Annotated in this window: 20 protein-coding genes; 7 read left to right on the forward strand and 13 right to left on the reverse strand. The window is 62.6% G+C overall.

Annotated elements, in window-relative coordinates; translation table 11 throughout:
- Positions 1-233 precede the first annotated feature (233 nt).
- Positions 234-836: a DNA-3-methyladenine glycosylase I gene (locus AB4Y31_RS08880; protein ID WP_368673628.1), complete on the forward strand. Its 603-nt coding sequence runs from the start codon at positions 234-236 to the stop codon at positions 834-836.
- A 289-nt stretch (positions 837-1,125) separates the two neighbouring features.
- Here the strand turns inward: AB4Y31_RS08880 and rpsU are convergent, their stop codons facing one another.
- Positions 1,126-1,338 carry a 30S ribosomal protein S21 gene (gene rpsU, locus AB4Y31_RS08885; RefSeq protein ID WP_018441477.1) on the reverse strand — a complete coding sequence of 71 codons (213 nt, stop codon included), beginning with the start codon at positions 1,336-1,338 and terminating at the stop codon, positions 1,126-1,128.
- 561 nt (positions 1,339-1,899) lie between these two features.
- Between rpsU and AB4Y31_RS08890 the strand changes: the two genes are divergently transcribed.
- From AB4Y31_RS08890 to fliT, 3 genes are all read left to right on the forward strand, one after another.
- Positions 1,900-2,730 carry a flagellin domain-containing protein gene (locus AB4Y31_RS08890; RefSeq protein ID WP_368673629.1) on the forward strand — a complete coding sequence of 277 codons (831 nt, stop codon included), beginning with the start codon at positions 1,900-1,902 and terminating at the stop codon, positions 2,728-2,730.
- Between the two features lie 193 nt (positions 2,731-2,923).
- Positions 2,924-4,393, forward strand: coding sequence for a flagellar filament capping protein FliD (fliD, locus tag AB4Y31_RS08895; RefSeq protein WP_368673630.1), 1,470 nt, complete (start codon positions 2,924-2,926; stop codon positions 4,391-4,393).
- 18 nt (positions 4,394-4,411) lie between these two features.
- The gene (gene fliT, locus AB4Y31_RS08900; protein WP_368673631.1) at positions 4,412-4,711 is read left to right on the forward strand and encodes a flagellar protein FliT; all 300 of its coding nucleotides are present in this window, start codon (positions 4,412-4,414) and stop codon (positions 4,709-4,711) included.
- 4 nt (positions 4,712-4,715) lie between these two features.
- Here fliT and AB4Y31_RS08905 read toward each other — a convergent pair whose 3' ends face one another.
- The 12 genes from AB4Y31_RS08905 to AB4Y31_RS08960 all read right to left on the reverse strand — a co-directional run bounded on the left by AB4Y31_RS08905 (position 4,716) and on the right by AB4Y31_RS08960 (position 19,859).
- Complete coding sequence (locus AB4Y31_RS08905; RefSeq protein WP_368673632.1) at positions 4,716-6,698, reverse strand: tetratricopeptide repeat protein; 1,983 nt, start codon at positions 6,696-6,698, stop codon at positions 4,716-4,718.
- Positions 6,695-9,091 (reverse strand): tetratricopeptide repeat protein, encoded by a 2,397-nt coding sequence (locus AB4Y31_RS08910; protein WP_368673633.1) that lies wholly within the window; start codon positions 9,089-9,091, stop codon positions 6,695-6,697. Before AB4Y31_RS08910 ends, AB4Y31_RS08905 begins: the two co-directional genes overlap by 4 nt.
- Positions 9,088-11,115: a tetratricopeptide repeat protein gene (locus tag AB4Y31_RS08915; RefSeq protein ID WP_368673634.1), complete on the reverse strand. Its 2,028-nt coding sequence runs from the start codon at positions 11,113-11,115 to the stop codon at positions 9,088-9,090. The genes AB4Y31_RS08910 and AB4Y31_RS08915 overlap by 4 nt, the downstream gene beginning before the upstream one ends.
- Positions 11,105-12,811 carry a glycosyltransferase gene (locus AB4Y31_RS08920; RefSeq protein ID WP_368673635.1) on the reverse strand — a complete coding sequence of 569 codons (1,707 nt, stop codon included), beginning with the start codon at positions 12,809-12,811 and terminating at the stop codon, positions 11,105-11,107. The genes AB4Y31_RS08915 and AB4Y31_RS08920 overlap by 11 nt, the downstream gene beginning before the upstream one ends.
- Before the next feature lie 251 nt (positions 12,812-13,062).
- Positions 13,063-14,013: a glycosyltransferase family 2 protein gene (locus AB4Y31_RS08925; protein ID WP_368673636.1), complete on the reverse strand. Its 951-nt coding sequence runs from the start codon at positions 14,011-14,013 to the stop codon at positions 13,063-13,065.
- 51 nt (positions 14,014-14,064) lie between these two features.
- Positions 14,065-15,165, reverse strand: a complete 1,101-nt coding sequence (locus AB4Y31_RS08930; RefSeq protein ID WP_368674460.1) for a DegT/DnrJ/EryC1/StrS family aminotransferase — start codon at positions 15,163-15,165, stop codon at positions 14,065-14,067.
- Entirely contained in the window at positions 15,165-15,629 is a 465-nt protein-coding gene (locus AB4Y31_RS08935; RefSeq protein ID WP_368673637.1) for an FdtA/QdtA family cupin domain-containing protein, read from the reverse strand. Before AB4Y31_RS08935 ends, AB4Y31_RS08930 begins: the two co-directional genes overlap by 1 nt.
- On the reverse strand, positions 15,616-16,587 hold the full coding sequence (locus tag AB4Y31_RS08940) for a GNAT family N-acetyltransferase (protein ID WP_368673638.1): 972 nt from the start codon (positions 16,585-16,587) through the stop codon (positions 15,616-15,618). Before AB4Y31_RS08940 ends, AB4Y31_RS08935 begins: the two co-directional genes overlap by 14 nt.
- A complete protein-coding gene (locus AB4Y31_RS08945; protein WP_368673639.1) occupies positions 16,587-17,510 on the reverse strand; it encodes a hypothetical protein in 924 nt (307 codons plus the stop codon). Before AB4Y31_RS08945 ends, AB4Y31_RS08940 begins: the two co-directional genes overlap by 1 nt.
- Positions 17,507-18,181 carry an acetyltransferase gene (locus AB4Y31_RS08950; protein ID WP_368673640.1) on the reverse strand — a complete coding sequence of 225 codons (675 nt, stop codon included), beginning with the start codon at positions 18,179-18,181 and terminating at the stop codon, positions 17,507-17,509. The genes AB4Y31_RS08945 and AB4Y31_RS08950 overlap by 4 nt, the downstream gene beginning before the upstream one ends.
- 9 nt (positions 18,182-18,190) lie before the next feature.
- Positions 18,191-18,934, reverse strand: a complete 744-nt coding sequence (locus AB4Y31_RS08955; RefSeq protein WP_368673641.1) for a class I SAM-dependent methyltransferase — start codon at positions 18,932-18,934, stop codon at positions 18,191-18,193.
- Positions 18,935-19,136: 202 nt separating this feature from the next.
- The gene (locus AB4Y31_RS08960) at positions 19,137-19,859 is read right to left on the reverse strand and encodes a GntR family transcriptional regulator (RefSeq protein WP_368673642.1); all 723 of its coding nucleotides are present in this window, start codon (positions 19,857-19,859) and stop codon (positions 19,137-19,139) included.
- A gap of 149 nt (positions 19,860-20,008) precedes the next feature.
- Between AB4Y31_RS08960 and AB4Y31_RS08965 the strand changes: the two genes are divergently transcribed.
- The 3 genes from AB4Y31_RS08965 (at position 20,009) to AB4Y31_RS08975 (ending at position 25,711) form a co-directional block, all read left to right on the forward strand.
- The gene (locus tag AB4Y31_RS08965) at positions 20,009-21,229 is read left to right on the forward strand and encodes an alanine--glyoxylate aminotransferase family protein (protein ID WP_368673643.1); all 1,221 of its coding nucleotides are present in this window, start codon (positions 20,009-20,011) and stop codon (positions 21,227-21,229) included.
- A gap of 52 nt (positions 21,230-21,281) precedes the next feature.
- Positions 21,282-24,314 (forward strand): FAD-binding and (Fe-S)-binding domain-containing protein, encoded by a 3,033-nt coding sequence (locus AB4Y31_RS08970; RefSeq protein ID WP_368673644.1) that lies wholly within the window; start codon positions 21,282-21,284, stop codon positions 24,312-24,314.
- 107 nt (positions 24,315-24,421) lie between these two features.
- Positions 24,422-25,711, forward strand: coding sequence for an MFS transporter (locus AB4Y31_RS08975; RefSeq protein WP_368673645.1), 1,290 nt, complete (start codon positions 24,422-24,424; stop codon positions 25,709-25,711).
- The last annotated feature ends 35 nt before the right edge of the window (positions 25,712-25,746 follow it).

Genomic DNA, 25,746 nt, shown 5'->3' on the forward strand with positions numbered 1-25,746 from the left:
GGTATGCAAAGCCTGGCTGAACGTTGCCCGAGACCGGTCGCGGCAGGCTGCGCGTCTTTCGATCGCGCCTCACCGGACCGCGCCGATGAGCAAGCGTATCTGCTTCGCGGTTCGCCGCCAATCTCCCATTCGGCCAAGTTACCTCGCGCCGCCGATCCGTTATTCTTCTTGGCCAGGCACGGCGAAACCGATCCGAATCGCGCCGACGCCAACGCGAAACGAGGAGCCTCCGAATGACCGAGCGCTGCAATTGGGTAAGAACACCGGCCGACGAGCAATACCATGACAGTGAATGGGGCGTCCCGTCTCGCGACGACCGGCATCTTTTCGAAATGCTCGTGCTCGAAGGCGCGCAAGCGGGGCTCTCATGGTCGACGATCCTCGGCAAGCGCGAAGGGTATCGCCGCGCCTTCGCCGATTTCGACGTCGAAGCTGTCGCGCGCTATACGGAAGCCGATATCGAGAGGCTGATGGGCGATGCCAGCATCGTGCGCAATCGTGCCAAGCTCGAGGCCGCCGTCGCCAACGCGCGCGCTGTATTGCGCATCAAAGCCGAGCATGGCTCGCTCGCGAACTTCGTTTGGTCGTTTGTCGACGGCGAGCCGATTCAGAATGACTGGGCGCTATACAAGGAGCACGCGCCCGCCTCGACGCCCATATCGGACGAACTGAGCAAGGCGCTCAAGGGATACGGCTGCAAGTTCGTCGGCTCAACGATCTGCTATGCGTTCATGCAGGCCGTCGGCATGGTCAACGATCACCAGACGAGTTGCGCCTGGCGAGCACGGTGCGCCAAGCTGGCCAAAGCGAAGCCCAGCAGAAAGAAGTCGGCCTGACACAAGCCGGCATAACCAACGCCGACATCCGCAAAGCCTGAAGAACCCCAAACCAAAAGGTCAGCAGATCCGTGACCCGGATGCCGAGGGGCGCAACGCTAAGCGCTAGGTTCTACGGCACCTGAAGCCGCCAGCACCGCGGCTCGTGCCGGCAACTTGCGCAAACGCCGTTGCCCTCACGAAATCCATCGTGCAAAACAAAACGGCGGCGCCGCTCCGTTCCGGAGCGCACCGCCATCTGTCTGAAGCCTCCGCATGCGAGCCATGCCCGACATGCGGCAACGCTCGCTCAGTGGAGCTTTTTCGGCAGCATCTGGCTGCGCAGGCGCTTGTGCAGGCGCTTGACCGCGGCGGCCTTCTTGCGCTTACGCACGGCCGTCGGCTTTTCATAGGTCTGGCGCTCGCGCAGCTCGGCGATCAGTCCATTCTTTTCGATGGCGCGGCGAAAGCGGCGAATCGCCACCTCGAACGGCTCATTTTCCTTCAGCAAAATCGTCGTCATCTATTTTCCAGGTACGTTCAAGTGCGTGGGGCGGCATGACGCGCACGCGCCGCTTCCGCCGGCGCGGCGGTTCCCTTCGCAAGGTTCCGTCAGATTCCCTTACAGGCCGCGCCCCCATGCCCCGCACCTTTGGGAAAACCCGCTCGGTCGGCGTCGAGACACGGACGAAACGGTGGATGGTATCAGAACTTGGGGGCGATTGCTAGCCCGCCGTGGTTTCCGTTGAAGATGTCGGCAACGATGACCAACGGATGACAAGAATTCAATGGAATGCAATGGAATGACCCCACGCCGCATACCGACGGTTCCCCTGCCCCCAAGGCTGAAGTTAACCGCCCGTAATCGGCCGACGGCAAGAGGGCCTGCGCACCGCTCATCGCACCGTCGCGCCGGCCTGTCCGATCGCCGCGAAATGCATTCGTCGGCTATTTCGTCAATCCTTCCCTAAAGTTTCTTCCCGCCCTCGCCGACAACCAGGACAGGCGGGCAGCGCCAATCGTGGAAGCGCGACGCCGAACCCGTACGGCCTTGTTTTCTGGACGTTTTCACACGAGGAAAGAAATGCTCAACATCAACACTAATATCCTGTCGCTGCAGACGCAGACGAACCTGTCGGGCACGCAAAGCGCCCTGTCGCAAGCCATCAACCGTCTGTCGTCGGGCAACCGCATCAACACGGCCGCCGACGACGCCGCCGGTCTCGCGATCGCCACGCAGCAAACCGCGTCGATCAACGCGCTGAACCAAGGCGTGCTGAACGCGAACAACGGTATCTCGATGGTTCAAACGGCGAACGGCGCGCTCTCGTCGATCGTCTCGAACCTGCAGCGTATCCGCCAGCTGGCGGTCGAATCGGGCGACGGCTCGCTGGGCACGGCGGCACAGGCCGACCTGCAGACGGAAGTCGGCACGCGTCTCGCTGAAATCGACCGCGTCGAACAGCAAACGTCGTTCAACGGTCAAACGCTGCTCGGCGGCCAGCTCGGCTCGAGCGGCAGCGTGAGCTTCCAGATCGGCGCGAGCGCGAACCAGACGATCACGGCGAACTTCGGCACGACCACGTGGAACTCGGGTGGCCTCGGCGTCTCCGGCGTGAACGTCGGCTCAACCACGGGCGCGCAAAACGCTATCACCGCGATCGACGCCGCACTGTCGCAAATCTCGACGTTCCAGGCAACGCTCGGTGCAACGCAGAACACGTTCCAGGCCGCGATCACGAACACGCAAACGGAATCGACGAACCTGACGGCTTCGGAATCGCAGATCGTCGGCGCCGACTTCGCGCAAGAAACGGCGAACCTGTCGAAGGCTCAAGTGCTGCAACAAGCCGGTATCTCGGTGCTCGCACAGGCCAACTCGCTGCCGCAACAAGTGCTGAAGCTCCTGCAGTAAGCTACGCACTTCGCGTGACGGACCGGTTCGGTTCGTCACGGTGCGACAGGCGCCATCGGCAATCGAACTCCTGTCGCACCATCGTCGGCGGATCATCGGGAGGCATGCCTCCCGTTGTGCATTGAGGAACCGCTGACTCAAAGGAACGACCGACTCAACCCTAGAGACAACGGCAGCGTGTGGAGAGCATGACATGAGCACTATCACGACGACGGGCGTCAACGGCACTGCGAGCAGCGAGAGCTCTCTACTCCAGCAAGCGGCGCAATCTATTCTGTCCGGCCTGACGAACTCGACACTCGACGTAAGCTCGCTCGTCTCCTCGCTCGTTACCGCAAAGACCGCCGGGCAGCAACAGACGATCACGAACGCCATTTCGAGCGACAACACGATGCTTTCGGCGCTCGGCAGCATGCAGTCGGCGCTGTCGTCCGTGCTGAGCGCGCTGTCCGGTCAAACGTCGACGGCCGGCCAGGCCGGTAGTCTCGTCGATGGCACTATCTTCCAATCGCTCAGCGCAACATTGAGCGGAAGCGGCATCACCGCCTCGACGACGACAGGCGCCGCCGCAGGCAGCTACTCGATCAACGTCACGCAGATCGCAACGGCCAACCAGATTTCCTCGAAGGCTTACGCGAGCGGTGCCACGCTCGGCACGGGCACGCTGACGATCGGCGTGGGCAGCGGCTCAATGTCGATCACGCTCAACTCGACGAACAACACGCTGCAAGGCGTCGCCAATGCGATCAACAATTCGTCGAGCAACCCGGGCGTGACGGCTGCCGTCGTCACCGGCACGGACGGCCAGCACCTCGTGCTCACGTCGACGCAAACGGGCGCCGCGAACACCGTCACCGTATCGGGCGGCGCCGGCGTCGATTCGGGCATGGCGACGGCCAACTTCACGCAAGTCACCACGGCGCAAGACGCGAAGCTGACGGTCAGCGGCACCTCCATCGATAGCGCGAGCAACACGATCACGAATGCGCTGACGGGCGTCAACCTCGCGCTCACGAGCGCATCCGTCGGCACTACGCAGACACTGAGCATCGCCCAGAACACGACGGCGATCTCTAATCAGATTCAAAGCTTCGTGACGGCGTACAACCAGTGGATCTCGACCGAGACGTCGCTCTCCTCGTTCAATGCGAGCGCGGCACAGGGCTCGCAAGCGGGGCCGCTGCTTGGCGACGCCATGCTGAACTCCGCTGTGAACGGCATCGCATCCATCATGAGCAGCGGCATCACGGTGGGGGGCACGACCTACGATCTGGCGCAGATCGGCATCAACCTCAATCACGACGGCACGCTCTCGCTCGATACGTCGAAGCTCAATTCGACGCTCGCGACATCGCCTTCAACCGTCTCGGCGATCTTCAACGGCACGAACGGCTTCGGCGAGCAGTTGAACGCCTTCATCAGTTCGTATACCGATTCGGCGACGGGCCAGATCACGCAACGCGAGTCGTCGCTCAATGCCGACCTCGCGGCACAATCGCAGGCGCAAACGTCGCTCACCGCCTGGGAGCAGACGCTGACCGCGCAGTATCAGGCCCAGTTCACGCAGTTGAATACGCTCATGGCGCAGACGACGAACGAAACGAGCTACCTGAACCGGCTCTTCGGCGGCGGCGGCCTCTCGGGCTCGATGAACAGCAAGTAACGCGAAGGACCGAACGAAATGTCTCAGGAAGCGCTTGCTCGCGCGTACGAACTCAGCCGGACCATCATTGCCGCCCTCGAGGCGGGCGACTGGCAGATCGCGGCCGACGTTTCCAAGGAGCGCGCTCCGCTCCTGATGTCGCTTGCCGCCGGTCAGAGCGAAGAGAACCTCGCCATGATCCGAGAAATCCAAGCGATGAACGCCGTCATCATCGAGAAGGCGCGCGAAGCACGCGACATGTGCTCGTCGCGCTTTTCCGAAGCGCGGCGCGGCATCGAAGCGGCCCGCCTCTATCGGAAGACACAGCGGCTACGCTAGTACCCTAGGCAGCGGATTCGTAAGCCCGCCACATTGCCGCGAAGGCATCCTCGAGCGTGCGCGCAAAGCGTGGTGCATCGGTAAGGGAAGACGCGAGCACGCGCGCTCGCAGCGTGGCGGTCAGTGCGGCGAGTGCTCGCCGGTCCTGCATGAACCCGATCGCCTTCGCAATGTAATCGTCCTCGTCAGCGGCAATCCAATCGTCGAGCCCCACGCTTCTCACCACACTCTCGCACAGGTGGCCCAGGAATCGGTCACCGCGCTTGCACAGCACGGGCACGCCCATCCATAAGCCCTCGGCAGTCGTGGTGCCGCCCGGATAGGGAAACGGACTCAGCACGAGGTCGACGCGATTGTAGGCGGCCAGATACTCGGCACGCGGCGAAGGCCCCTCCAGGACCAATCGTTCCGAGTCGATCCCGAGCGCGCCAAAGCGCGCCCGCGCCGCCTCCCGCTCGGCCTCATTACCGAATTGAAAGGCCTTGAGGAACAGCTTCGAGCCGGGAACACGGCCAAGAATCTTCGCCCAAACGGCCGCGACACCATCATTGACTTTCGAAAAATCACCCAGATAGCCGAAGGTCGGCGCCGCATCCGCTTCTCGGCGCGATGCGTCGATCTCGACTGGCGGCTCGGGCGGCGTAAAGCACAGGTAGCCGTGCGGAAGACGCCATGGACGCTCGACGAAATGGGCCGCCTCGCCGGGCGGCAACACCCATTCGTCGCCGATGACATAGTCGATCGCCGCCAAGCCCGTCGACGCGAAATAGCCGATCCAGCTCGCCTGCACCGGGGCAGGCTTCCATGCGAAGACGGGAAGCCGATTGCTGTCGGTGTGTCCAGATAGATCGAGGAGCACCTGAATGCCGTCGTCATGGATCGCGCGCGCCGCCTGCTCATCGTTGAGCCCGACCAGCGTGCGCCACACGGCAAAACGCGGCTTGATTCGCGCAGTCAGTGCATCCTCGATTGGTCGAGTCGAATAAGCGTAAAGCCGCACGCGCGCGGGATCGACATGCGCGAGCACGCCTTCGAGAAAATAGCCGACCGGATGCGAGCGCAAATCGCCTGAAACTAAACCGACGCGCAGCGGTGCACCGGGTGTGGCATCGATGGACCACTCTGTGTACGGCCGAACCGCTTCGCGCGCGATGCGCCCGAATGTCAGCGCCTCTCGCAGATAAGCATCGGGTGTCACGTTCTCCGCAAAGCTCAGCGAAAAAAGCAGGTTGCTCCACGCTTCGGCCCATGATGGGCGCAACGCAAGAGCCTGCCTGAAATAGGCGATGCCCTCGTCAGGCTTTCCCATCTCGCGGCTGACGATGCCAAGATTGAGCGGAACCTGTGCCTCCTCAGGCATCAGGCGTTGCGCCCGACGGTAGCACTCGGCGGCCTCGACGAGCTTGCCTTGCGTCCTGAGTGCATTGCCGAGATTGTTGTGCGCCTCGCCAAACTCGGGGTTCAGCGCGATCGCCTTGCGGCAATGCTCGGCGGCCATCTCCGGCTCGGCCAGTTCGCGCAGTACATTGCCGAGATTGCTGTGCGCCTCGGCGAAATCGGCGTTGAGGGTGATCGCCGCACGAAAGCTCGCCGCGGCGGCAGCCGGCAGCCGCATCCGGTGAAGCACGTTCCCGAGATTGTTATGGGCGCGAAAGCTCTGCGGGTCGAGCGCGATCGCCTGCTGATGACTTTCCGCGGCCGCCGTGAGCTTGCCCCAACCGAAGAGGGCGGAGCCGAGATTGTCGAAGTAGATCGCCTGCTCGCTGATTTCGATGGCACGGCAGATGAGATCGAACGCTTGCGCGTACTGCTGCCGCTGGATCGCAATCACGCCGAGCAGGTGCAGCGCGTCGCCATGCTGGGGAATCGCCGCAAGCGTGCGTTCGTAAAATCCACGCGCCTCGTCCAGGCGGCCGGCGCGATGATGGGCAACGCCAGCCTCGAATAATCCTGTAGCGCTGCCGTGGTCTGTCGTGAAATCGCTCATCGGCTCGTTTCCATGGCATGTTGTTCGACGCGCGCTTCCCACATCTGCTCGAAGGCCCCCGCCAGATGAACCGCGAAGCGCGGCGCATCGCAAAGCGGAGAGCACACCACACGCTCGCGCAAGCCCGAGCGCAGCGCGGCGAGCGCCGGCAGCTCGCCGGCAAACGCGATGGCACGCGCCACGTAATCGTCGTCGTCAGTCGCGATCCATTCGGGCAGACCGACCGTTTGCAGGACCATCTCGCCGAGATGCGAGAGAAACCGATTGCCGCGCCGGCCGAGCACGGGTACGCCCATCCAGAGAGCTTCGACGCTCGTCGTCCCCCCGGGATAGGGGAACGGGTCGAGGGCGAAGTCAACGCGATGATAGGCCGCGAAATACTCTTCGCGCGAAGAAGGTCCTTCGAGGATCAAACGTTGCGCCCCAATCCCCTGCGCGGCGAATCGCGCGAGCGTCTCATCGCGAATCGTTGCTTCGCTCAACTGGTGATTCTTGAGCAGCAAACGCGAGTCCGGCAGCGCATGAAGCACGCGCGACCAGACAGCAATCACGCCGTCGTTGAGCTTCTTGTGATTGTTGAAGCAGCCGAGCGTCAGGTAGTCGTTCTTCAACGCGGGCAGCGGCGAAACCGGCGCCATGTCGTCGGGCAGCGTAAAGCAGAGATAGCAATCGGGCAGCCGCCATATCCGCTCGACGTATTGCCCTTCCTCGCCCGGCGGCACGACGTGCCGGTCGGCCAGCACGTAGTCGATTTCGGCGAGGCCCGTCGTCGCGAAGTAGCCGAGCCAGCTCACCTGCACCGGCGCGGGGCGCCAGGCGAACATCGGCAGACGGTTGCGCCCCGTATGGCCGGCGAGGTCGACGAGAATATCGATGCGGTCCTCATGGATGCGCTCGGCCAGCGCCGCATCGTCCATCTCAGCGACATGGCGCCACGTCGCGAAGCGCGGCTTGATGCGCGCCGTCAGCTCGTCGTTGTGCAATCCGTTCGAGTAAGCGATCGGCTCGATCCGTGTGCGGTCGAGCTGCGCGAGCACGCACTCGAGGAAATAGCCTACCGGGTGCTTTCGAAAATCGGCCGAAACGAAACCGACCTTCAGCGGTCGTTTTTCGCGCCGATGCGGCAGGCCCGACTCCACAGGCGCGCATGACTCGGCTCGATTCATGGCCTCGAGCGCCGGCCACTGCGTATAGGGCCGCGCACGTGCCGCCATCCGCTCGCCGAAGTAACGCGCATCGGCCAGATGGGTCTCGGCCGACCAGTTCGCGATGTACGATTGTCCGAACAGGACGCAAGTGTGCGATTCGCCGAAGTCCGGGTCAATCGCGAGCGCATTGCGATGAGACTGTAGCGCCGCGCCGAACTGATTCAGATCGGCGAGGATCGCTCCGAGGTTGTTGTGAAACGACGGCGAGTCGCCGCCGCGCAGCTCGATCGCCCGCCGGGCGAACCCAACGGCACGCGTCGGCACGCCGACCCGACGTAATGCGTTCGCGAGGTTGTGGTAGGGATCCGGGAATTCCGGCTTGAGCGCGATGGCCTGCTCATAGAACGGCACGGCCGCGTCAGGGCGGCCCGCATTGTTGAGCGCATTGCCAAGGGTATTGTGCGCTTCAGCCGAAGCCGGCTCGAGTTCGACGACGCGTCGATACGCCTCGATGGCGCCGTTTATATCGCCACGGTGCAGAAGCAGCGTCGCGAGACTATCGTGCGCGGCGGCGAGATTCGGCGCGCAGGCAATGCCCGCTCGGTACGAGGCCACTGCCGCCTCCAGCTCGCCCTGGGCCTTGCGCACGTGCCCGAGGTTCAGATGCGCCTCGGCGAACGCTGGTTTCGACGAGATGGCCTTGCCGTAGCTTTCGGCCGCGGCGGCGAGCTCACCCAAGTCTTTCAGCGCATTGCCGAGGTTGTTGTAAGCCTCCGCATAGCCCGGACGCAGCTCGATCGCGTGCACGCAGCTTTCGAGCGCGGCTCGGGGTTCACCCTTTTCGCGCAGTGCATTGCCGAGATTGTTGTGCGCCTCGGCGTAGTCGACCTTGAGCGCCACCGCTTGGCGATAGGCATCGATCGCCTCGGGTAGTCGGCCCGCCTCCCGCAACGCATTACCGAAGTTGTTGTGGTAGATCGGGCTCGGATGAATCGCGATCGATTCGCGCATGAGCACGAGTCCCGCGTCGTGTTGCTTGATCTGGCAGGCCAGCAGCCCCATGAAATGGAGCGCGTCGGCGTGCTTGGGCGCGATCGCAAGAATCCGCGAATAGAGCGCCTTGGCATCGACGAGGCGCCCCGCCTGGTGATGGGCCAGCGCCTCGTTCAAGAGAGGGGCGACGTCTTGCACACCGCCTCCAACGCCGCGCGCGCTTTGTTGCTGCGCGTTGATTCGCGGCTTCATCGAACCCGCTCCGATGGCGGAATACCAGGGCCCATTGCCGATGTTCTCGAGAGCTCGCCGACACGCTCGCGCCACATTCCTTCGAACGCCGCTTCCAGATGGCGCGCGAAACGCCTCGCATCGCACAGAGGCGAGGCGATCAATCTCGCGCGGAGCCCTGCGCGCAATTCGGTCAACACATTGCGATCGTTCGCGAATGTGATAGCTTTCGCCACGTAGTCATCGTCGTCTTCGGCAATCCAGTCCTCGAGTCCTGCCGAGTTCAGCATGCTCGCGCAGATGTTCGAGAGAAATCGATCGCCGCGGCGGCAAAGCACGGGCACGCCCATCCAGAGACCCTCGACGCTCGTGGTCCCACCCGGATAGGGAAACGGGCTCAATGCGATGTCGACATTGCGATAGGCCTCGAAATACGCCTTGCGCGGCGAAGCCCCTTCGAGGATGAGCCGGCCCGGCTCGATGCCGACGGCCGCAAATCGCGCGAGCGTCGCCTCGCGCGCGTGCTCGTCGCCGAGCTGCTTCGCCTTCAGAAAGAGCCGCGAGCCCGGCACCGCATGGAGAATCCGCGCCCACACGGCGACGACGCGGTCGTTCATCTTCATCAAGTGGTTGAAACAACCGAACGTTACCTGGCCATGCGCAAGCATCGGCAGCTCGCCGACGGCTACATCGGCGTAGTCGGGCGGCGTGAAGCACAGATAGCTGTCGGGCAGCCGACAAATTCTTTCGGTGTACTGATCGTCGCATCCGGGCGGCAATACGTGAGGATCGCCGAGAATGTAATCGATCGATGCGAGGCCAGTCGTCGCGAAATAGCCGAGCCAGGTCGCCTGTACAGGCGCGGGGCGCCATGCGAAGAGCGGCAGGCGATTGAAATTTGCGTGTCCCGAGAGATCGACGAGTATGTCGATTCGGTCGTCGCGGATGCGGCGCGCCGCGAGCTCGTCGGAAAGCCCTGCGAGACTCGTCCACTCGGCAAAATGAGGCTTGATGCGCGCGGTCAGGAAATCCTCAAAACGCCGAGTCGGATACGCGACGAACTCGATACGCCGCCGGTCGATATGTTCGAGGATGCTTTCGAGAAAGAACCCGGTCGGATGGACCTTGAGATCGCCCGAAACGAGCCCGACGCGCAGCGGTCCCGCGCGCTCGCGCACGAGCGGCACGCACCAGTCGGTTCGCGGCTTGACCGTCGTCTCGACGGCGCGACCGAATGCCATCGCATCGGCGAGGTACTCTGCCTGATCGAGGTTTTCGCGGTAGGCAACGATGAAGAGCAGATTGCTGCGGATCTCGAAGCGGTACGGCGACAGCTCGATCGCGCGACGATAGTGATCGATTGCGGCGTCGAGCTCGCCGAGATCGACGAGCGTATTGGCCAGGTTGTTGTGAGCCTCGGCGTAGTCGGGCTGAAGCCGGATCACGCTCTTGAAGCATTCGACGGCCGCGGCCAATTGACCGCTTTCGCGCAACAGGTTGCCGAGGTTGTTTTGCGCCGGCACGTAGTCCGGCTTGAGCACGATCGCCTGGCAAAAGCTCTCGATCGCGGCGGCCTTCATGCCGCGCGCGGCAAGTACGTTGCCGAGGTTGCCGTAGAAGACTTCGCTTTCGCGGTGAGAAAGTGCCCGCATGATCAGGTCCATCGCCCAGGGATAGTCTCCCAGGTGATAAGCGACGAGACCCAGCAGATGCAGCGCGTCGGGGTGTTCGGGGTCTACCGCGAGAATCTGCTCGTAGATGGCTGCTGCTTCCGCAAAGCGACCGGCTTGCTGATGGGCAAGACCGGCTTCGATCGGCGCAGGCGCGCGGGATACGGGATCGTGCGCGGGTACCGATGCCGAAGCGGACGTCGAAAGTGCGCTCGGTGCGGGACGAACGGCAATCGCCGGCGGCGTCACGAACCGAACGCTGGGCTCTTCTTTCAGTGTGGGACGCAAAGAAGCGACGCCCTCGGCGTTGGAGCCGAAGGCATCGATCGCTTCGTTGAAGAGCCGGTTCTGGGCCTGGTTTTGGTCACTCGCCATACTTGCGCAAATAGCGTTCGTATCCGGCGCGCCACGTGGCGGAGCCGAATGCGCCCCCGCTTTCATGCACGACGCTGATCGGCCAGGTGCCCATGCGCAGTCCTTTCGATTCGGCCTGGCGACAGAAATCCACGTCGTAGAAATGGAACGCGAACTGCTCATCGAACCGCACGCCGGCTTGGACCAGTCGCTCGCTGTCCGCGATCAGCATGAGCCCGTCGAGCAGTTTGCACTCGACACCAGCGGGACCAAAACGCGAAACCTGGCTCGGAAAACCGTTGCCATGGCCCACGGAACCGCTCAAGAACGCAGCGTCGTCCCACTTGAAATCCGGCGTGCCGAACGCCCAGGCCGGCTGCCGGGGCAAGCGGCGCCGATTGCCGGCGAGGCCCACTACGTCGAAGTGCCGCAGCGCCTCCTGAACACGCTCGGCCCAGAAAAAATCGACGATCGACACATCGTCGTGCACGAAGACAAGGATGGCCGGATGAGAGGCCGATTGCTCGATGGCTGCGTTGTAGAGCGTCGGCAGTCCCGTCGAGTTGTTGGCGTAGAGCAATAACTCCGGCGCCTGCTCGTATCGATGCGCCGACAAAGAACGGCCGAGCGCCGTGTCGGTCATGAACCGCTCCTGCGAAACGCGGGTCGCGCACACCAGCCTCACCGGCTTGGCCGTCACCGCGGTCGGACTGTCCGCGTGTCTCGGTGCGGCCGTGGCCGCAGCGTGCCCATTCGGCGACGCTCCCAATGCGGCTTGCGACGTCCGGGCAGCAACGGCGGCACGGGCCGAGGCGTAGCCGGATCGAAAGCGTTCCGTATCGAATAGCTCGGGGGCCGCGATCGTAGTCAGCTCACCGAGATTGTCGAGCAGCCGAGCGAGTTCTGGAAAATCGCCCTTGCGCGCTGAATAGACTCGCTGCAGGCGCGCCGCTGCTTCGGCAAGGGCCGCTCCGGTGAGGCGCCCGGATGCGGCTTCGCCTCGCACAAACAGCTCCCATTCATAAATGGCGGCACTCTCGTACGTCTGTAGCCGACGCGCCCGCTCGCTCGCATCGCGACGCGACATGCTCCAGTATCCGCCGACGGCAATGAGCGGCGCGCGTTCCGCGAGGTTAAGGTACATCCCCACGTCGCCGAGCCCGTCGAGCTTGAAACCGCGGTACGCGAAGACATCGTCGGCGCTGGCTCGTTCCCGGTCGACCATCACATTGGACGTCTCGCCGATGAAGTTGCGCAACTCGCCGACCATTTCCCTCACGAGCAAATCACGGCCGACAAGGCCCAGCTCGTTCACCTTCATGAGCGATCGGGGTGTGTCGACGACCGAGTCGTTGGCGTCGACGAAGACGCGCCCGTGAAACGCGAGCACCGAAGCCGGTGCGCGCCTGAACGCATCGACGAGCCGCTCCACCGACTCGGGCATCAGCATGTCCGAATCGCCGAGCCATTTCACGTAGCGACCGCTCGCGCGTGCCCACAATGCTTCTTCGTTGCGCAGGGCGTCGCCCGGGCCGTGGTGGAAATAGCTAATGCGAGCATCGTCGAGGCGTTCGACGATCGGCTGCAATGCCGCATCGGGCGTCTCGTCGCCGACGAGAATTTCGACGTCGTCGAACGTCTGGCGCTGGGCGCTGATCAGCGCGCGGCCGAGATAATCGGCTCTGCGCGCCGGAATCAGAATGCTGACGGTTGCCATGAGGCGGCTTGTTCCTTGACTGACGTACGATGGTTGGACCGCCCCACGGCTATCGGGCCGGCAGGCGCGCTCGCGCTGCGCAGCGGCTGCACGCGCAGCCGAGGCAGAGCGGGCGCTAGCAGGTTAGCAACAAGGAAGCCGCGGCAATCAGTGGAACAGCAGAGTGTTTCAGGGCCTTTTTCCGATGATTCACGCCCAGATTCGGGACGTCAGCCGGGCGTCGCCGCAAACATCGGTAGCGCTCCGGCACGTCATCGGCTTGCGAGAAACGCGTGCCAGATTTCCACGAAACGCTCGCACGCGGCAGGCTCGCAGCGAACCAGCCCAGGAAGCAGATCGCAAAAAGCCGCCATGTCCTCGACGCCAGCGTAATCGTTCATGATCAAACCCGCTGAGGTGCCAAAGCACTGGGACGCCTGGTCGCGCCCGAGCTTGTTCAACCGCAAGGCAGCCAGCCCGAGCGCGATCCATGCGAGGCGCCCTTGCTTGAAGTCGCGAGTCGACCTGACCTGACTGTTTTGCGACGGGCTCAAACGGAAGTACCCCAGTGGCTCATTCAGAAAGCCAACGGGTTTTTTCAGACTCGCCGAAAGAAAAAGGCCGATATCGCCGAGACCTTCAAAAGAAATTCCCGCGAGCCTCGGATCGTCGAGCAATGCGGCAGTGTCGTGATTGAAAACGGCATTCGAGAGCTCCCCCAGCCAGTTGTTGCATGTCGGGATCGTCGTCGAGAAAAGGAATTCGGGCGCGAGCAGAAAAGCCCGCTCACCGTGCAGACGGACCTGCTCGGGAACCGGGAGCCGACCTACCGGCTGCCCCGATTCGACCGCCGTCCAGCGCCTGCTCACCGTGCAATCGACGCCGCCCATTGCATGAACGGCCAAGTGTCGCTCGTAGAAGTCCGGATAGATGACGTCGTCATCCAGGAGCAAATGCGCGAGGGGGGTGCTACCGTTCCATACCTTCAACAAGTGCCGACAGTTGGCGAATGCTCCGGCGCGCGGCCCGTCGACGACTTCAATGTTCATGCCGGCTGTCGCCGCTTTCAGGGCATCGCTTTGCAACTCGGCATGGAAAGCGCGGTCTGGGCTGTCGTCCGAGAAGATGACGCGTTCCGGCCTCACCGTCTGGTGATAAAGAGCGATCAGCAAGTCGTGAAGGTACTTAGCCTTGTACGCAGGAATGATAGTGGTGATTTTCACGTGATCTTCAGGGTCGTCGTACCGTTTTGAGCGTTGTTGTCGCTGAGCCAGTCAGGAAAAGAACTCGAGCACCTCTGCGGCGACGACTCGAATCTCGTCGATCGTCAGGTAGGGCGCCATCGGCAGACTGAGCACTTCGTTCTGCAAGCGATCCGCAATCGGAAGGTCCGGCCATCGTTCGCCTGCATACGCCTGCTGGCGATGATTCGCGATCGGATAATGGATCAGCGTGCCGACGCCTCTCGCGCTCAAACGCGCCTGCAAAGCGTTCCTATTCGGCGTCCTGACCACGAACAGATGCCAAACCGGTGCCGATTCAGCTATGACGTGCGGGAGCTGCAGCAGCGCTCCCGCTGGCGTCAACGCACTCATGTACGCTGAAGCGAGTTCGGCCCGCCTCTCGTTTTCGGCATCGAGCTGTCGTAGCTTCACGCGGAGAATCGCCGACTGCAGTTCGTCCAGCCTTGAATTGACACCTGCCACCTCATGCCGATATTTGACGCTTGAGCCGTAGTTGCGCAACTTCCGTACTGCGGCGGCCAACTGATCGTCATTGGTCGTGATCGCCCCGCCATCGCCAAGCGCGCCAAGGTTCTTGCCAGGGTAAAAACTGAATCCTGCCGCGTCCGCAAGCCCCCCGGTTCGCCGGCCACGGTAGCGGGCCCCGTGCGCCTGCGCAGCGTCTTCGATGACGCGTATGCCGTGCCGCCGCGCGATTTCGTTCACTGGCTCCATATCGGCCGGTTGCCCATACAAGTGCACCGGAATGATGGCTCGCGTACGCGACGTGATGGCAGCCTCGACGCGCGCGGGATCGATGTTGCATGTGCGCGGATCGGGTTCGACGGGCACGACGCGCGCGCCGATCTGACTCACAGCGAGCCAGGTTGCAATGAACGTCGTCGACGGAACGATGACTTCGTCTCCGTTGCCTATGCCGTACGCACGCAGAATAAGTTGCAACGCGTCCAGCCCATTACCGACACCGATGCAATGGGCGACGCCGCAGTACTCGGCAAACTCGCGCTCGAATGCCGCGCTCTCCTCGCCGAGGATATAGCGGCCTGACGCTACAACCCGCTCCATCGCTTCGCGAATCGCGGCTTCGTGCGGCTCGTTGGCCCGCTTCAGATCGAGAAAATCGATTGCCATCATGTGTTTGCAGGCCCGCCACTCCCGATGCTGCCCCGCACTGAGCGCAGCCCGGTGCGAGCGCGCGCCAGTTCGAGAAACTCATCGTGGTCTCGTATGTAGTCCTCGACACTGTAGTTCTCCGACGCGAGCACCATGCATACGGCGCCCGAAGAGAAATTGTCGAGCTTACGCCACATCATCGGGCATATATAGAGACCGTAGTACGAGCGATTCAAATGAAATCGCCGCTGGCGATCGCCATCGTCAAGGACGATATCGAAGCTTCCCGACATCGCGATCACGAATTGATGCAGTTGCCTGTGGGCATGCGCGCCACGGTCGGAGCCGCCAGGAACGTCGTAGAGGTAGTAGACGCGCCGGATCTCGAAGGGGATGTGATTGCTTCCCTCGACGAACGTCAGGTTGCCGCGCGGGTCTGCGATTTTGGGCAGCTCGATTATTCGACAGTCATTCAGCGCCATTGTCATTCCCCCGAAGGTCCCATTGATAGAATTCGTAGACCACGCCACCGGCGCCGAACTCGTTCTTGAATTGGTTCAATCCTTCATTCAACACACGGCCGTCGTCCTCCGTGCTGATCCCGAAATCGAAGAATCGTTTGCCGGCCATGCGGCTTTGCTCGATCGATTCTTCAAAAACAGCGTCGAGCGCATTGACCTCGTAGCCTGGCTCGCTCGAGGCGATGTACTGCGCGTGGGCGACGGTCTCCGAAAGGAACAGCACGATTCCTGCTTCGACGTTGCCGTTCAGCGTCGCCGCCATCAATCGGATCCGGTCTGGAAAGCGCTCAGCCAGCATCTCGATCTCATCGAGCGTATGGACGGGCTTAGCCGAATGCTTGCGGAGTAAGTTCTCTTCGAGCACGGCCCAAAACTCGGGCAGACGCTCGTTGCCTCTCGTGACGAGTATGCCGGCACGGCTTGCCTTTTTTTGCGCGCGCAAGCGTCGCCCGCTCACGGGGAGACGATGGCGCAAATCAATGCAGCTCGACAAATCGCAGCGGTAACGGACCGCGCCGACACGAAAAAGCGCGTAAAGATCGTCTTGCGCAGGCGCGGCCTGGTAGATGTGGGGCACGCACTTGTACCGCAATTGCTTGAACCCGGCTGACCGCCAGAGTCCTGCCGCGGCATCGAGCGCGGCAATCATCTGCACGCCGCGCAAGCGACCGTCGTGAAGCATGCCACCGTAAGTGACGCCGGGATGCGACACGACGACGTCTTCGTCGAAAGGGTGGCGCGCGGCGGGGATGACGCCGAGCCAATCTTCCCCGTCTTCGATGATGATCGACCGGTCGGCGAACCTGTCGCCGTGATAGGAGAGAAACCGGTATGAATGCAGGAACGTCGCCCCGTGGCAACGCGCGCAAAAGTCGTCCCAGCGGAGTGCGTCATCGGCTTGAAAAAAACGCGCTCTCATCACGCCTCGACAAGCTCCGCAATACCAAATCCGGTTCCGCCGAAGTCATTTCCATCGTAAAGCAGCCACGTCTTGCCGGCTGTCTGGATGTCCACCCCGAACTCGATCGATTCCGCATCCCAACCCTCGCGGGATACATCGATCCCAATTGAATCGTCTCGGCGCTGCCAGTGAAGGCCATCTGACGAAATGGCGTATCCCATCCGGTAAGCAGCAGGATCCCGGCGACGGATCGAGTAGATCATCCGATAGCCATCGGTCCCGCGGCGAACGACGGGCCGGCCAAAGCCGTGTTCGTGCACGAGATTCACTGGCAGCGTGACTTGCCCGCTCGAGGGCCATTGAATGCCGTCATCCGACTCCACGTATCGTATGTCGTAGACGGGCATGCGCTTATCGCCAATTTGCTCCCATGAGCCGCCGGCGACGTACCACATGCGAAAGCGCCCGTCGTCGATCATGACCCACGGCCCGCAGCGAAAGTGTTCTTCGCCCGGCGCGCGCTCGAGGACCGGCGTAGTCTGCACTCGAACGAATGTCTCTCCGTTGTCATCGCTGACGGCCAAGCCAGTAAGCAGCCGGTATCGGATCTTTCGGCAAAGCTCGAAGCCGACGTAGTACATGAAGAGCCGGCCATCGGGAACGCGCAGGACGGACGTCTGGAAAACGCCGCTATCGTCGAAGGCGCCAGGCTGCCCTACGTCCAGCACCGGCTCCGCCGACTGACGGAGCACCTTGCGCGGGTCCTCCGGATCGAGATCGACATAGCCGATGCGGCCGACGTTGTCCTCGTCGCGGCATTGGACGTAGACGCGAAGCGTTCTTTCGTCGATCCAGATTGGTGTGGGACACGTCGCATGAGTGCGCGCCCACCATGCTTCGCCGGAGGGTTGCCACACCACGCCGTGCTTGAGCCACTTCATGCGGATACCTTGAAGAACCGATAGGCGGAAACGGCCGCCGCGGCATCATGTTCCGCTTTGAACAACGCGCCGGGCTCGGTGTCCTTCATGATCGTCGTGTTCGGACCCAGCCAGTTGTCGGCACCCAACGTGACGTTATTTGCAATCGTCGCGTTCACCCCTAGAAAAGAGTTCGCGCCGATATCACAGAAGCCTGAAATGACCACATGCGACGAAACGAAGACGTTCTCGCGCACTACGCTATGATGGCCGATGTGATTGCCACTCCAAAGAACGACGTTGTCGCCGAGTCGCACAAAGGGTTGGACCGTGTTGTCCTCGAAAATGAACACATGCTCGCCGAGATCGACGTTGCGCCAAATGAACGCTCGCGAGCTCACGTATGAAGCGAGCGCATACCCTTTCCCCTTCGCCGCCCCCGCCAATCGGGTCCGCAGCCGGTTCAACTGACCGTAAGTGACGGCGACATAAATGTCGTGCTCGGCCGGCGCGAATTGGCGCTCGACGGATTCGAAGGGCACGACGGGCAGGCCGTTCAGCTCTGGTCGCTTGAGATAGGATTCTTCGACGGCGTGAGCCACGACCTCGTAATCCGAATCGTGGTCGAAGTACTCGCGCGCAATTTCCGCAAACGCGGAGTCGCCGACGATCACGAGTTTTCTATTGGGCATGGCGGCCTCTCAAGGCTTGACGATAAGGACGTCCTCACGGCGGTTCGCCATCGGAAGCGTCGACGGCTGTGGCAGCCAATAGGCATCGCAGCCCTGAGCGCGGGCGCGCATGATGAGTCCCAGGATGACGGCGTCGTCGATTCTGTCTTTTTCGACGGCCCGGAAATCGACTTCGGGCACGTCGGCCGTATTCATGAATGACTGATGGAATCGAACACCCGCTTCGCTGGCGAAAAAGCGCTTGCGCTTTGACACATTCGGAATGTCGCCAATCAGCAACTGCCCGCCCTCAGCGAGCAGCTCGATCGAATAATCGAGAAACTTCCAGAAGCCCGCCTCCACGAACACATAATGAAATACGCTGTAGCACAGTATCGCGTCGAACTTTCCTTTCCACTCATCAAGCGCCGCGTCGCAATTCGGGTAGAAGCCCGGCACCTTGATCACTCCGTCGGAGTCCGGCAGATGCGCCAACATCTCCGCCGAATCGACGAGGACCAGCTCATGTCCACGTGCAACGCTGTGCTCGATGAGCAACCTGGGCAAGCCGGCGCAACCCGGGCCGATATCGAGAATCTTCTTCGAAGCGCCGTCTAGATTGGAAAGCTTGCTGGCGATATCGGCAAATATCGCAGCCTCGTATCCTTCCCTGTAGGAATCCGGAAAGCCGATCCGCTCATGCAGGCTGAGCGACTCGTCGCTCGCCATGCGACGGAAATCGTCGTAGCCAATACCGTCGAAGGATCGTGTCATTGGGGGCCTCTTTCATCCGTTGACGGAGCCTCCTTCGAAGCGGTATGCAGTCGCCGTCGATTGTCTGGTGCAGCTTTTTTGCTTCGCATGGACGCGCAAGCAACGCCTGGGCGCCCCGTCGGGCTGGAGCAATGTCCAATGGGGCCAAGTATCGTTCAGATCGGTCGCGCTCTAAACGGCGAATTAACGTGAGAACATAGGTCTATTCTGCAAATCGCGGCGCGCCCCCTTCCCCCGCCTCCTGAGCCAACACCGCATCCCGCTTGGCCAACAAATGCGCGCGCAGGATCGCCCCCATCCGCTTCCCATCCCGGGCCTCGAGCGCCCGAATCATCTCGTCGTGATCATGAATCGCGCTGTCCCACTTCGCCGTCGAAAAGTTCGATCGGAAGCGTAGCGCCTGCAACCGCCGATTCATCGACACATACACTTGCCGAAGCGCCGAATTGCGCGCCGCCTCGTTGATCCGATCATGAATGGCCTGATTGCGCGCGTAGTACCCCGAAAGATCGTTTTGCTCACGGCAGGCAAGCATTTCGTAATGAAGCGCCTTGATGGCCGCCAGCTCCGCCGCGGTGATGCGCTCGCAGGCAAGCTCGCCCGAGAACGCCTCCAGACCGCTCATCAGCTCGAACATTTCCCGAATCTCGCCCTCGGTCATGCTCGATACCGTGGCGCCGCGATTCGGTGAAATTTCGACGAGCCCCTCGGCCGCGAGCACCTTCAGCGCCTCACGCAGCGGCGTGCGCGAGATGCCGAGCCGCTCACAGAGCTCACGCTCATTGAGCTTCATCCCGGGCACGAGCACGCCTTCGACGATGAAGGTCCGAAGATGCTCAACCACCATGTCGTGCAAACGCTGGCGTTCGACTTTCGGCAACAAGGGCACCACGACCTTGTCGCGCAGCGTATCCGCCTCTTGCATACATAACTCCGCGATTACTTTGATCCCGATTTTACGCACTGGCGGGCACCAGCATCCGGCCAGGGATTTCCCTAGGCCCGATATCGCTTTCCTTCCCCTCCATCGTAGGCTAAAGTTTTTTGCATGCAAAATTCAAAGGATCCTGCACCATGTTGAAGCTCGACTTCCATCCCGCGGGCCGCCACTTCCTGCAGATTCCCGGCCCGAGCCCGGTTCCGGACCGGATCCTGCGGGCGATGAGCTATCCGACGATCGACCATCGCGGGCCGGAGTTCGGCGCTCTAGGGCGCAAGGTCCTGGAAGGCATCAAGACGATCTTCAAAACGACGCAGCCCGTGGTGATCTATCCGGCCTCGGGCACGGGGGCGTGGGAAGCGGCGCTTTGCAACACGCTCTCCCCTGGCGACGCAGTGCTGATGTACGAAACCGGCCACTTCGCGACGCTGTGGAAGAAGATGGCCGAAAACCTCGGGCTGAAGCCTGAGTTTCTCGGATTGCCCGGCATCGAGGGTTGGCGGCGCGGCGTGCAGGCCGAGATGATCGAAGCTCGCCTGAACGGCGACACGGCCCATGCGATCAAAGCGGTGTGCGTGGTGCACAACGAGACATCGACGGGCGTCACCTCCGACATCGCGGCCGTGCGCCGCGCGATCGATGCGGCCCGGCACCCGGCGCTGCTGCTCGTCGATACCATATCGGGCCTCGCATCGGCCGACTATCGCCACGACGAATGGGGCGTGGACGTGACGGTGTCCGGCTCGCAAAAAGGCCTGATGCTGCCGCCCGGCATCAGCTTCAACGCCGTGTCGAAGAAGGCGCTCGAAGCGAGCCGCACTGCAAAGTTGCCGCGTGCGTTCTGGGGCTGGTCCGAGATCATCGAAATGAACAAGCAGGGGTATTGGCCTTATACGCCCAACACGAACCTGCTTTACGGGCTGTCTGAATCGCTCGACATGATCCTCGAGGAGGGGCTCGAGAACGTCTTCGCGCGCCATCAGCGGCTCGCGGCGGCATGCCGCGCGGCCGTCACCGCGTGGGGGCTCGACATTCAGTGCGCCGATCCGGCTGTCTACTCGCCCGTTTTAACCGGTGTGATCATGCCCGAGGGCGTCGATGCGGACGCCGTGCGCAAGCTGATCTACGAGCACTTCGACATGTCGCTGGGCACAGGGCTCGGCAAGGTCAAGGGCCGAATGTTCCGCATCGGCCACCTCGGCGAATGCAACGATCTCACGCTGATGGCGACGCTCTCCGGTTGCGAAATGGGCTTGCAGCTGGCCGGCGTGAAGCTCGCCGGCAGCGGCGTGGCCGCGGCGATGGATTACCTCGTGAAGCATGTCGCGAAGCCGAAGCTGAAGGTCGCGGCGTAATCGTCATGTCTACCGAGCTGGCCCTCGCCTGACTCAACCGATCGCGATATCGATGCGCAAAGATCATTCGCCGGGACTCGTCCAACCGATCCGACTGATGCCCGCTTCCGCGCGTGCCGCGTTGACGCCGCTCGCGGCTCGGCTCGCCAAAGAACTGAAGGGCGACGTCCTGTTCGATCGAGCCTCGCGGGGCCGCTATGCGACCGATGCGTCGATCTATCAGATCATGCCGATCGGCGTGGTGGTCCCGAAGGACCAGGCCGACCTGCGCCTCGCGCTCGAAATCGCGCGCGACAGTAAGGCCGCCGTACTCGCACGCGGCGCCGGAACCAGCCAGTGCGGTCAAACGGTCGGCGAAGGGCTCGTCGTCGATACGAGCAAATGGCTCAATCGGATCGTCGACTTCGACAAAGACGCGCGCACCGTCACCGTCGAGCCCGGCATCGTGCTCGACCACCTGAACGCATGGCTCAAGCCTTGCGGACTCTGGTTTCCCGTCGACGTTTCGACGGGCGCTCAATGCACGATCGGCGGCATGGCCGGCAACAACTCGTGCGGCTCCCGCTCGATCGAGTACGGCATCATGGTGCACAACGTCGAAGCGATCGACGCCGTGCTGGCCAACGGTGACGAGACACGTTTCGCCGCACTCTCGAAGATGCCGAACGATGCTCGCACACGCGAACTGATTGCAGGCGTGCGCCGCATCGCCGAGCGCGAGCGCGACGAGTTGCGCGAGCGCGTGCCGAAAGTGCTAAGGCGTGTGGCGGGGTACAACCTCGATCTCTTCGACTGCCAGAACCCGCTGCCCTACAGCCGCGACGGCGAGCCGAATCTCGCGAATCTGCTCGTCGGCTCGGAAGGCACCCTTGCGTTCAGCCGGCAGCTCACGCTGAAGCTGGCTCCACTGCCCACGCACAAAGTACTAGGCGTCGTGAATTTCCCGACGTTCTACGCGGCGATGGACATGACGCAGCACATCGTGAGGCTCGGGCCGTCGGCCGTTGAGCTCGTCGATCGCACGATGATCGACCTGTCGATGTCGAACGATGCGTTCCGCCCCGTCATCGAAAAGGCGTTGAGAGGTTCGCCGCAAGCCGTCTTGCTCGTGGAGTTCGCGGGCGATGACAGAGCCGCACAGTTGACGCAGCTCGCGCGCCTCGTCGAACTGATGGCCGATCTCGGCCTGCCGGGCTCGGTCGTCGAGATGCCGGAGGCCGCGCAGCAAAAGGCATTGTGGGAAGTCCGCAAGGCCGGGCTCAACATCATGATGAGCATGAAGGGCGACGGCAAGCCCGTCTCGTTCATCGAAGATTGCGCCGTCCCGCTCGAGCATCTGGCCGAGTACACGCGCCGGCTGACCGAAGTCTTCCATAAGCACGGCACCGAAGGCACCTGGTATGCGCATGCGAGTGTCGGCACGCTGCATGTGCGGCCGATTCTCGACATGCGTCGCGACGGCGCCGGAAAAATGCGCGCGATCGCCGAAGAAGCCGCCGCGATGGTGCGCGAGTACAAGGGCGCGTATTCGGGCGAGCACGGCGACGGTCTGTGCCGCGGCGAGTGGGTGGCCTGGCAATATGGGCCGCGCATCAACGCGGCGTTCCGCGAGATCAAGGTGCTCTTCGATCCCGAAAACCGGATGAGTCCCAACCGGATCGTCGATCCGCCGCGCATGGACGATCCCGTCAAGTTCCGCTTTTCGCCGAGCTATCGCGAAAGCACATGGCAGCCACGGCTCGACTGGTCGCGCTGGAACGTCACGCGCGATCCGCTCACGGGCGACGAAGGCCCGGCCGGCTCCGGCGGCGACGCGAGCGGTGGCCTCGCGAAAGCCGTCGAAATGTGCAACAACAACGGCCATTGCCGCAAGTTCGACGCCGGCACGATGTGCCCGAGCTACCGCGTGACGCGCGATGAGCAGCATCTGACGCGCGGCCGCGCGAACACGCTGAGGCTCGCGCTCTCGGGCCAACTCGCGGACGATGGGCACAACGCGCTCGCGAGCCGCGACGTGAAGGAAGTACTGGACCTCTGTGTCTCTTGCAAAGGCTGCAAGCGCGACTGCCCTACCGGCGTCGATATGGCGAGGATCAAGATCGAGGCGCGTGCCGCATGGAATGCGGAGCACGGCACGACGCTGCGCGATCGGCTAGTCGCGTTCCTCCCGCGCTATGCACCTCTCGCGAGCCGCGCGCCCGCGCTCGTCGCCGCGATCGAGAAAGCGCCGGCATTCGCGCGCGCCGTCAAGCGGCGGCTGGGCCTCGCCCCGACGCGGGCGTTCCCTCGCTTCACTCGCCCGTTCCTTTCGTCGGCAGTCCTAAGCAATCGGCCAGTGAGCCGCGGCAAAGAGGTGTTGCTCTTCGTCGATACATTCAACAACTATATGGAGCCCGACAATGCGCGGGCGGCGCGGCGCGTGCTCGAGGCGGCCGGCTATACGGTGCACTTCAACACGAAAGACGGCGAGCGCCCGCTTTGCTGCGGGCGGACCTTCCTTTCAGCGGGGCGTGTGGACGAGGCCAAAGCTGAAGCGCGACGCACGCTCGACGCGCTCATGCCCTACATCGACCGCGGTATACCGATCGTCGGGCTCGAACCGTCTTGCCTGCTGACGGTGCGCGACGAGTTCCTCGCTTACGGCTTCGGCGACGAGGCGAAGCGTCTTGCCGCCGCATCGTTTCTCTTCGAAGAGTTTCTCGTTCGCGAAAACGCCGCGCAGCGCCTCGCGCTCGATCTGAAGCCGCTCTCGCATGCGAAAGCGTTCGTGCATGGCCACTGCCATCAGAAAGCGTTCGATGCATTGCGTCCTGCCGAGGTCGTGCTCGGCTGGATTCCCCAGCTCGAAGTCAGCACGATCGAATCGTCCTGTTGCGGAATGGCCGGCAGCTTCGGCTATGAGGCCGAGCACTATCAAACGTCGATGGCAATGGCCGAGCTATCGCTGCTGCCGGCCGTGCGTGAAGCGGGCGATGCGCTCATCGTCGCGGACGGCACGAGTTGTCGCCATCAAATCGCCGACGGAGCGCAAAGGGAAGCACTGCATGTGGCACGCATCCTGGCGCAGGCGTTGCCGGACGATTGAAGCAATGCGCGTGCGGCGACGAGCGCAACGAATGAAGTCGTAGTCGCAGTCGGATTCGGCGGTTTGAATTGAAGCTCATGAACGCAGCACTACTTAGCAAGGAGACCATGATGTTTCGTCGTGCCACGATGCGAGTGCTCTTGCTTCTATGCGTGATGTACTTCATCACGTACGTCGATCGTGTGAACGTCAGCACCGCGGCGAGCGCGTTCGGTCCGGAGATGCACCTGTCGCATACGCAGATCGGCCTCGTGTTTTCCGCGTTCGCCTATCCGTATCTCGTGTTTCAGATCATCGGCGGCTGGGTGGGCGACCGGTTCGGCCCACGCCGCACGCTTGCCCTTTGCGGCATCATCTGGGCGGGCGCCACGGTGCTGACCGGGCTCGCGGGCGGCCTCGCCTCGATGCTGGTCGCGCGCTTGCTGCTCGGTCTCGGCGAAGGGGCGACGTTCCCGACCGCCACGCGAGCGATGTCGAACTGGATGCCGCCCGAGAAGCGCGGCATGGCGCAGGGCATCACGCACGCCGCGTCGCGCATCGGCAATGCCGTCGCGCCGCCGATCATCGGCTGGCTCATGATCGCGACGAACTGGCGCGGCGCGTTCATCATCACCGGCATCTTGAGCTTCCTTTGGGCGATCGCCTGGATCTGGTATTTCCGCGACAACCCGCGCGAGCATCCGCGCATCACCGAAGACGAATGCGCCGCGTTGCCGACCTACTCGGGCGCGAAGAATCGCCCGGCGACGCCGTGGCGGCGTCTCTTCGCCCGCATGGCGCCCGTCACCGCCGTCTACTTTTGCTACGGCTGGGTGCTGTGGCTCTTCCTGAGCTGGATTCCGCAGTACTTCCTGCACAACTATCACATGCAGCTCACGAAGTCGGCGATCTTCGCCTCGGGCGTCTTCTTCGCCGGCGTGCTCGGCGATTGGCTCGGCGGCTCCCTCACCGACGCGATCCTCAAGAAAAGCGGCAACGTGCGCATGGCGCGCAATCTGATGGTCGGCATCTGCATGTTCCTCACTCTGCTTTCGCTCGCGCCGATCATGTTCGTGTCCGATCTGTCGATCACGCTCGCCGCGTGCTGCCTCAGCGCGGGGTTCTTCTTCAACGAAATGACGATCGGGCCGATGTGGGCGGTGCCGATGGACATCGCGCCAAAGCACTCCGGAATTGCGAGCGGCGTGATGAACACGGGCTCGGCGCTCGCGGCGATCGTGAGCCCCGTCGTGGGCGGCTTCCTCATCGACCGCACCGGAAACTGGAACCTGCCGTTCATTATTTCGATGGCGTTGATGGCGCTCGGCATCGTCCTTTCGTTCACGATGCAGCCCAATCGGACGCTCGATGTCGAGGAGCGCGACGTTAAAGCCGAAGGGGTGCGCAAGCTCGTGTAATCGTAGGAAATTCCTTAACTCGGTTAAGTTTTTCC

The sequence above is a fragment of the Trinickia sp. EG282A genome, from assembly GCF_040965455.1.
Lineage (GTDB): Bacteria > Pseudomonadota > Gammaproteobacteria > Burkholderiales > Burkholderiaceae > Trinickia > Trinickia symbiotica.

Coding starts and splice junctions, on each gene's coding strand:
- AB4Y31_RS08950 (WP_368673640.1), bottom strand. CDS start 18,181: ATGCCCAATAGAAAACTCGTGATCGTCGGCGACTCCGCGTTTGCGGAA.
- AB4Y31_RS08965 (WP_368673643.1), top strand. CDS start 20,009: ATGTTGAAGCTCGACTTCCATCCCGCGGGCCGCCACTTCCTGCAGATT.
- AB4Y31_RS08945 (WP_368673639.1), bottom strand. CDS start 17,510: ATGAAGTGGCTCAAGCACGGCGTGGTGTGGCAACCCTCCGGCGAAGCA.
- AB4Y31_RS08910 (WP_368673633.1), bottom strand. CDS start 9,091: ATGAAGCCGCGAATCAACGCGCAGCAACAAAGCGCGCGCGGCGTTGGA.
- fliT (WP_368673631.1), top strand. CDS start 4,412: ATGTCTCAGGAAGCGCTTGCTCGCGCGTACGAACTCAGCCGGACCATC.
- rpsU (WP_018441477.1), bottom strand. CDS start 1,338: ATGACGACGATTTTGCTGAAGGAAAATGAGCCGTTCGAGGTGGCGATT.
- AB4Y31_RS08890 (WP_368673629.1), top strand. CDS start 1,900: ATGCTCAACATCAACACTAATATCCTGTCGCTGCAGACGCAGACGAAC.
- AB4Y31_RS08960 (WP_368673642.1), bottom strand. CDS start 19,859: ATGCAAGAGGCGGATACGCTGCGCGACAAGGTCGTGGTGCCCTTGTTG.
- AB4Y31_RS08930 (WP_368674460.1), bottom strand. CDS start 15,165: ATGGCAATCGATTTTCTCGATCTGAAGCGGGCCAACGAGCCGCACGAA.
- AB4Y31_RS08940 (WP_368673638.1), bottom strand. CDS start 16,587: ATGAGAGCGCGTTTTTTTCAAGCCGATGACGCACTCCGCTGGGACGAC.
- AB4Y31_RS08915 (WP_368673634.1), bottom strand. CDS start 11,115: ATGGCGAGTGACCAAAACCAGGCCCAGAACCGGCTCTTCAACGAAGCG.
- fliD (WP_368673630.1), top strand. CDS start 2,924: ATGAGCACTATCACGACGACGGGCGTCAACGGCACTGCGAGCAGCGAG.
- AB4Y31_RS08955 (WP_368673641.1), bottom strand. CDS start 18,934: ATGACACGATCCTTCGACGGTATTGGCTACGACGATTTCCGTCGCATG.
- AB4Y31_RS08970 (WP_368673644.1), top strand. CDS start 21,282: ATGCGCAAAGATCATTCGCCGGGACTCGTCCAACCGATCCGACTGATG.
- AB4Y31_RS08905 (WP_368673632.1), bottom strand. CDS start 6,698: ATGAGCGATTTCACGACAGACCACGGCAGCGCTACAGGATTATTCGAG.
- AB4Y31_RS08920 (WP_368673635.1), bottom strand. CDS start 12,811: ATGGCAACCGTCAGCATTCTGATTCCGGCGCGCAGAGCCGATTATCTC.
- AB4Y31_RS08935 (WP_368673637.1), bottom strand. CDS start 15,629: ATGGCGCTGAATGACTGTCGAATAATCGAGCTGCCCAAAATCGCAGAC.
- AB4Y31_RS08975 (WP_368673645.1), top strand. CDS start 24,422: ATGATGTTTCGTCGTGCCACGATGCGAGTGCTCTTGCTTCTATGCGTG.
- AB4Y31_RS08880 (WP_368673628.1), top strand. CDS start 234: ATGACCGAGCGCTGCAATTGGGTAAGAACACCGGCCGACGAGCAATAC.